A 6,129-nucleotide genomic window follows, 5' to 3' on the forward strand; every position below is an offset into this window, starting at 1 on the left:
GGCTCACAGCCCCCGCCGGCAGCCGAGACGGTGCAGGGCCGTCTCCGCGAACGCGGCGGCCACCATCATGCACACCGCCGCGGCCAGCACCGCGAGCGAAACGCTGAGAGTGCTCGGGAGAATTCCTCCGGAGAGTGAGTTCACGAGGGAGCCCACTCCGAAGGAGGCGAGCCCCGCGACGGTGCTGTACGCAAACAGGGCCCGCTCACGCAATAGTCTGGACGAAAAACGACGGAAGGCCGTAGAAGTTCCAGGCGATCCGCCGGACTCCACACCGTCACCTCGCTCCGCGCGCCCATTCTGACTCACCGGATCTCCGTGCATGCTACCGCGTGACCGCATTACAGGCTCGCCCTGGACGCTTCTCCCGGCGTAACGCTCTGTTGACGCACCGACGAGGTGTGCTTGGCCGACGCCCGGACGGGCTTCTCCACGGGGCCCGCCGTCGAGGCCCGTGGCGCGCGGGAGCGACTCCGGGGCCCGCGGCGGTCCACCCTTGCTCCCCGCCCGACCGCTCGCGTTCTCGTTCTCGCTCCAGGGCCTGCCGCTCGGTCCGGTCGCGCACCGCGACGGGCCGCCCGCCTCGCAGATGCCTCTCGGATCCCGTCGGGCCGCCCCAGCCCCGCACAGGCACCCGAAACCGACCTGCCTGGCACGGGGTGACAGGAATACGCATTGTGCGGGCACAGCTTTCGTCCGGACAGTTCACGCAGGGAATCGACCGAGGGCACGACCCGGATGCACACACGAACCACTGGGTCAAGTATCGAATTGACTGTCCGGAAGTATTGTCCATCACCAGAACTTGATTCACCATCCGCGAGAATGTAGTTTACGGAGGTTGAGGACGAGAAGATGCGGTCCCGGATCGCCGGGGGCCATGCACCGGGGCCGGCCCGCCGACGACATCGCTACCCGGATCATCGGATTGGACGTATGACGTGTACGACATGCCGGAGGAGATCGAGGTCCGCGCCGAAGGTCCGCTGCGGATCATCGCGCTGAACCGACCCGACGACCTGAACGCCGTCAACCATGATCTGCACAACGGGCTGGCGAAGCTCTGGCCGCGGCTCAACGACGACCGCGAGGTGCGCGCCGTGGTGCTGACCGGCAACGGCAGGGCGTTCTCCGCGGGCGGCGACTTCGAGTACCTGAACGTGCTGCTCAACGACCCGGAGCTGCGGGCGCAGTCGATCGCGCACGGCCGGGAGATCGTCCTCAACATGGTGCGTTGCCGGGTGCCGGTGGTCGCGGCGGTGAACGGCCCCGCTGTCGGGCTCGGGTGCAGTCTGGTCGCCCTCAGCGACATCGTGTACATCGGCGAGAAGGCGTTCCTCTCCGACCCGCACATCCAGGTCGGTCTGGTGGCGGCGGACGGCGGCCCGCTCACCTGGCCGCTGCACACCAGCCTGCACTGGGCCAAGGAGTACGCGCTCACCAGTGCGCGGATCTCCGCGGAGCGCGCCGTGGAGATGGGCCTGGCCAACCATGTCGCCGCCGACCCGCTTTCCGAGGCGATAGCCTGCGCCAAGCGCATCGCCGAACTTCCGCGGCAGGCCGTGGAAAGCACCAAGCGACTGCTCAACATTCATCTGGAACGTGCTGTGCTCGCCACCCTCGACTACGCCACGAACGCCGAGGAGCAGTCGTTCCAGACCGACGACTTCGCGTCCATTGTCGCGCGACTCACCGCCAAGGCGCAGAAGAGCTGATCCGACGGCTCGCCGGCGCACCGGCCCGGTCCCTGCCCGGGACCGGGCCGGTCCCGCTACCGGGCCCGGCGGGTCGAGACCACCGGCAACTCCCCCGGCCACCGGCAACTCTCCGGCCACCGACGCACCGGCGGTGCCGCTGGAGACAGGCCGGCTGGCGCCGAGCAGAGGCCGAGGTGGGCTCTGCGTCGCGACCTCAGAGGTTGATGAGGCGGGGGGCGTGGCGGTGGGTGCGGATGTGGGTGCCGGCCTGGCGGGTGAGGTCGCGGGTGCTGCCGAGGAGTCCGTCGAGGGTGAGGGCGCGGCGGAGGTGGTGGTGGAAGTCGTGTTCGGCGGTGAAGCCGATGCCGGCGAGGACCTGTTGGCAGTGGCGGGCGGTGTCGAGGGCGGCTTTGCCGGCGGCTGCTTTGGCGAGNTGGGTGCGAACAGGGACCGTCCGGCGGCCAGACCGGCCTCGGGGACCTGCTCGGCGCCCGGGTCCTCGCCGGGATCGGCGACGACCGCACCCGCTTCCCCGAGGCTCGCAACCTCCGAATCCCTACGAGGAGGCTGCCGCCGAGTACGCGGCTCGAAACGAGTCGAACGTGTGGAGCGACTGCTACCGAACGGCCCGCGATCCTCGTGCTCCTGCCGGAGATCTCCGGGTGGCGGGTACTCGACGCCGGGTGTGGCTCGGGCGCCCATTCCGCCAAGCTGCATCACCATTCGTGGGCGTGGCCGCGGTGCTCGCCCGGCCATCCGGAAGTACCGTCCGACGCCATTTCCGAGTGGCCGGACCGACGCGACCGCGCAATCGAACGGTCGAGGCCTCGTTTGCGCTGCCCCGACTATCCCAGTAGTCTTGATCTCAAGAAACGACGGGGAATGTATGGTGCGGGAGAAGGTGGCGGCCTTGGTGCGCGAGGTTATATCACTCGTTAATGTTTGGTGCGACAATGCTGGGCGTCACGACAAGGATCAGGTGGCGGCGACGAGGACGGCTGCGCTCGCCTACGATGGGCGACTCGTGCGGCTGGATCTGTGTGACGAGTGCTGTGACGAGATGGCCTCCGTTCTCGGTGAGTATGCCGGGTACGGCGAGGCCACTCCCATCTCCCGGGCGGCGAAGGTTGACACCGCCTGGACAGAGGTGGAGCGGAACGACGCCGTCTCGGCTTCTCCGCCGGTTCCGAAGCGGGCTGCCAAGCGCGCGCCATCGGTTTCGGCCAAGGAACGTCGCCAGCGGGAGACCGCCGTTGCGGGCGAGACCGCTGTCGCAGGCGAGGGGCCCAGCGACGAAGCTGGGGCGCTCGCGGCTTCGGGCTCGCCAGCCACGAAGGGAACGTGAGTCTCAGCCGCACCCACCACCCACACACGGCCAGGCTGAGGCGCACAGTCCCACAGGTGGACGGAGGGCGGATGGCGGTGCCGGACCTGGCGGGGCGGCCGTCCGCCGGCGGGTGCTGCCCGCACCCTCGCCCGCGGGGCCGTCGCCGCGATGCCGCCGGGTATTCCTGACGCAGGCCTGGTGAAAACAAGGCGCCGACTGGGTTTTCCGAATCCACACGGTCCTTTCGGAGCGGTGCCGCCCCGGCAGAGCCAGACCACTGACACCTGCGGCGGGTGCTGGTTCCGTCCGTAGGCGATACCGACTCCGGTTCCGTCGGTGTCGGCGACCTTGCTCAGCCACAAAGGCGGCACCGGAAACCGGAACAATCGTGCTTCCTGTGACGGCTGTGCCTCGGCGGAGCGACTGATGTGGGCCGGTGCCCGGATACCCGGATATCTTCAGTGGGCGCCGGCGAGGTTGACCAGGATGACCCCTGCGATGATCAGGGCCACGCCGAGGAGCTTCGCCGCGGTGAGCGGCTCGTGCAGGAACAGGGCGCCGATCAGGACGATCAGCGTGGTCCCCAGCCCCGACCAGATCGCGTACCCGATGCCGACCTGCAGCCCGCGTTCGATGGCCAGGGAGAGCGCCAGGAACGCCACTCCGTAGGTGGCGAGGCAGGCGACGGTCGGCCACAGGCGGGAGAAGCCCGCGGTGCTCTTCAGCAGACTGGTCGCCACCACCTCCGACCCGATCGCGACCATCAGCAGCAGATACCGCACCCGCACCACCATCCCCCGCGTCATCGGCCGGACCAGCCGTGTCGCTCCAGGTTCGGGTATGGCGCGGCCCGGCCTCGCCAGGGCCCTCGCCGCCGGAGTGTCCGCGCGTCGCCGCCCGGCGATCTCAGCGCAGGTGGGTGCGGAACCAGGCGGTGACCGTCTCGTCGACGACCCGGGCGAGAGGTGTCTGCGGCGCTGGTTCCACACCGGGCTGCTCGGCGAGCGGGTGGTCCAGGCCGGGGATGGTCTCCAGGCGGATCCGCTCCGGCCCGCGGTTCCTGCCGTTCGCGGAGCCTGCGCCGTTCCTGCCGTTCCCGCCACTTGCGGGGCCTGCGCCGCCCAGGGCGGCCACGAGCTCGGTCGCGTCGACCCGGCTGAGCGGATAGTCGTGTTCACCGCTGACCACCAGCAGCGCCGGCGCGGGATCCCGGGCGCGGATCAGGGCGGCGTGCGCCACGAAGTCCAGCTCGTCGGCGCCCGACCGCGCCTGCTCGCCCCACGGGTAGGAGGTGCCGTGCGCCGCACTGAAGACCTCGACCGCCGTGCGGGCCCGGATGGCCGGGTTCACCAGCGCGACGGCCGCGATGTTCACCCGCACGCGGGCCAGCACGTTCAGCGCGACGGTCCCGCCGAGCGAGCCGCCGACGATCCCGATCGGCCCGTCGCCGCAGGGGAACCGTTCCCGGAGCACCTCGAGCGCGGCGGGGAACTCCTCGGTCGCCTGCCGGACCACGGGGCCGACGTACCGCAGCATCGGATCCGCCTGCGCGGCCTCGTACGCCCCCTCCACCGGACGCCGCCCCACCAGCGGCATCCCGAGGTAGACCCGCCAGGCGTGGACCCCGGCCAGCGGAAGCGCGGCGGCGAACGCCGCGTCCGAGCGCGGGGCGTCCATCAGGTGCCAGGCGACGATCAGCGGCGCCGGCCCGCGGCCCTGGTTCGGGTCCTGGTCCTGGTCCTGGCCGTTCACCGACGGCGGCAGCGCGGTGAAGGGGACGCCGGCCGCCCAGCCGACGACGGGCTCGGTCAACGGTGTGCTCATGGCATGCGAACCTAGGACGGATCACGTGCGGCGTGCCGTTCTCCTGCCGAGAGCAGAGGATGTCTGCCCACGGCAGATCGGCGACGGCCAGCTGCGGTCCGCGGTGTTCCGCTGCGGCCGGCCGGGCGCGATCAGTGGAGTGCGTGGATGCTGACGGCGTAGCCGGCGGTGCCGGCGAGGCCCGCGGCCTCGTCGAAGGCGGCGCCGTCCCAGGTCGCGAGCCGCCGCTGGAGCGCCAGACCGGCGGCGTGGCACCAGGCGTCGTAGTCCACCAGGCCGAACGGGGCTTCCGGGAGTGGCAGGTGTGCCGCGTCGAGACCGAAGCCGGCGACGAGAAGGCCACCCGGAGCCAACCGCTGCGCCAGCCCACGCACCACCGCGGCCTCCGTCCCGGGCGCGACCAGCGGGATCACGTTCCCGGCCGCGACGATCAGGTCGAAGGGCCCGTCGGCGGCGGCGGGCGCGCGGCGGGCACGAGCCCCGTCCTGCCCGGCCGCGTGGTCGAGGGCCGCAAGGTCCGCGTGGACCCAGGTGACCGCCGTCGAGCGAGCCCTGGCGGCATCGAGCATCGACCGGTCGTTGTCCACGCCGACGCAGTGGTAGCCCGACTCGGCCAGCCGGACAGCCACCCGACCCGTGCCGCATCCGGCGTCGAGAACCCGGGAACCGGGCGGCACCAGGGAGGCACACAGGGTCGCCTCGCCGTGGACGTCGGTTCCCTGGGCCGCGAGCTGGTCGAACCGGGCCGCATAGCGCTGCCCCGACGCACGACCCGCCACCGACGACCATCGACTCGGTCCGGCTGAGCTCGTCCTGTCCGAGTCCATCCCTCAGCTATACCTCAGAGGTTGATGAGGCGGGGGGCGTGGTGGTGGGTGCGGATGTGGGTGCCGGCCTGGCGGGTGAGGTCGCGGGTGCTGCCGAGGAGTCCGTCGAGGGTGAGGGCGCGGCGGAGGTGGTGGTGGAAGTCGTGTTCGGCGGTGAAGCCGATGCCGGCGAGGACCTGTTGGCAGTGGCGGGCGGTGTCGAGGGCGGCTTTGCCGGCGGCTGCTTTGGCGAGNAGGGCGGNGAGGGGGTCCTCGGGGGTGGTGGTGGCGGCGTGCAGGGTGGCTTCGGCGCCGTCGAGGGCGACGAGGGTTTCGGCGAGGCGGTGGCGGACGGCCTGGAAGGTGGCGATGGGGCGGCCGAACTGGGTGCGGGTGAGGGCGTGTTCGCGGGCGAGGGTGAGCATGGTGCGNCCGGTGCCCAGCAGCCACCAGCCGAGGGCGCGGTGGCCGGCGG

General features: G+C 71.2%; 7 protein-coding genes and 1 pseudogene. 2 read left to right on the plus strand and 6 right to left on the minus strand.

Translation table 11 applies throughout. From position 1 onward, the window contains the following. Nucleotides 1-3 precede the first annotated feature (3 nt). A complete protein-coding gene (locus B207_RS0113735; RefSeq protein ID WP_154675332.1) occupies nucleotides 4-144 on the minus strand; it encodes a hypothetical protein in 141 nt (46 codons plus the stop codon). Between the two features lie 797 nt (nucleotides 145-941). Here B207_RS0113735 and B207_RS0113740 point away from each other — a divergent pair. After that, nucleotides 942-1,715, plus strand: a complete 774-nt coding sequence (locus tag B207_RS0113740) for an enoyl-CoA hydratase/isomerase family protein (protein ID WP_018637126.1) — start codon at nucleotides 942-944, stop codon at nucleotides 1,713-1,715. A 196-nt stretch (nucleotides 1,716-1,911) separates the two neighbouring features. Here B207_RS0113740 and B207_RS38290 read toward each other — a convergent pair. Next, nucleotides 1,912-2,130 (minus strand): annotated as a pseudogene (locus B207_RS38290) (acyl-CoA dehydrogenase family protein); the annotation flags it as partial. Between the two features lie 453 nt (nucleotides 2,131-2,583). On the opposite strand from B207_RS38290, the gene B207_RS40640 reads away from it, so the two are divergent. Then, nucleotides 2,584-3,042, plus strand: coding sequence for a hypothetical protein (locus B207_RS40640; protein ID WP_018637127.1), 459 nt, complete (start codon nucleotides 2,584-2,586; stop codon nucleotides 3,040-3,042). Nucleotides 3,043-3,482: 440 nt separating this feature from the next. Here the strand turns inward: B207_RS40640 and B207_RS0113750 are convergent, their stop codons facing one another. From B207_RS0113750 to B207_RS0113765, 4 genes are all read right to left on the minus strand, one after another. Continuing rightward, nucleotides 3,483-3,806 carry a QacE family quaternary ammonium compound efflux SMR transporter gene (locus B207_RS0113750; protein WP_026311034.1) on the minus strand — a complete coding sequence of 108 codons (324 nt, stop codon included), beginning with the start codon at nucleotides 3,804-3,806 and terminating at the stop codon, nucleotides 3,483-3,485. Nucleotides 3,807-3,930: 124 nt separating this feature from the next. Next, entirely contained in the window at nucleotides 3,931-4,848 is a 918-nt protein-coding gene (locus tag B207_RS0113755) for an alpha/beta hydrolase family protein (protein ID WP_018637129.1), read from the minus strand. A 131-nt stretch (nucleotides 4,849-4,979) separates the two neighbouring features. Next, nucleotides 4,980-5,627: a class I SAM-dependent DNA methyltransferase gene (locus B207_RS0113760; RefSeq protein ID WP_018637130.1), complete on the minus strand. Its 648-nt coding sequence runs from the start codon at nucleotides 5,625-5,627 to the stop codon at nucleotides 4,980-4,982. 62 nt (nucleotides 5,628-5,689) lie between these two features. Continuing rightward, nucleotides 5,690-6,129 (minus strand): acyl-CoA dehydrogenase family protein (locus B207_RS0113765; RefSeq protein ID WP_018637131.1); only part of this gene is annotated, 440 nt, incomplete at its 5' end.

The sequence above is a fragment of the Parafrankia elaeagni genome, assembly GCF_000374165.1.
Classification (GTDB): domain Bacteria; phylum Actinomycetota; class Actinomycetes; order Frankiales; family Frankiaceae; genus Parafrankia; species Parafrankia elaeagni.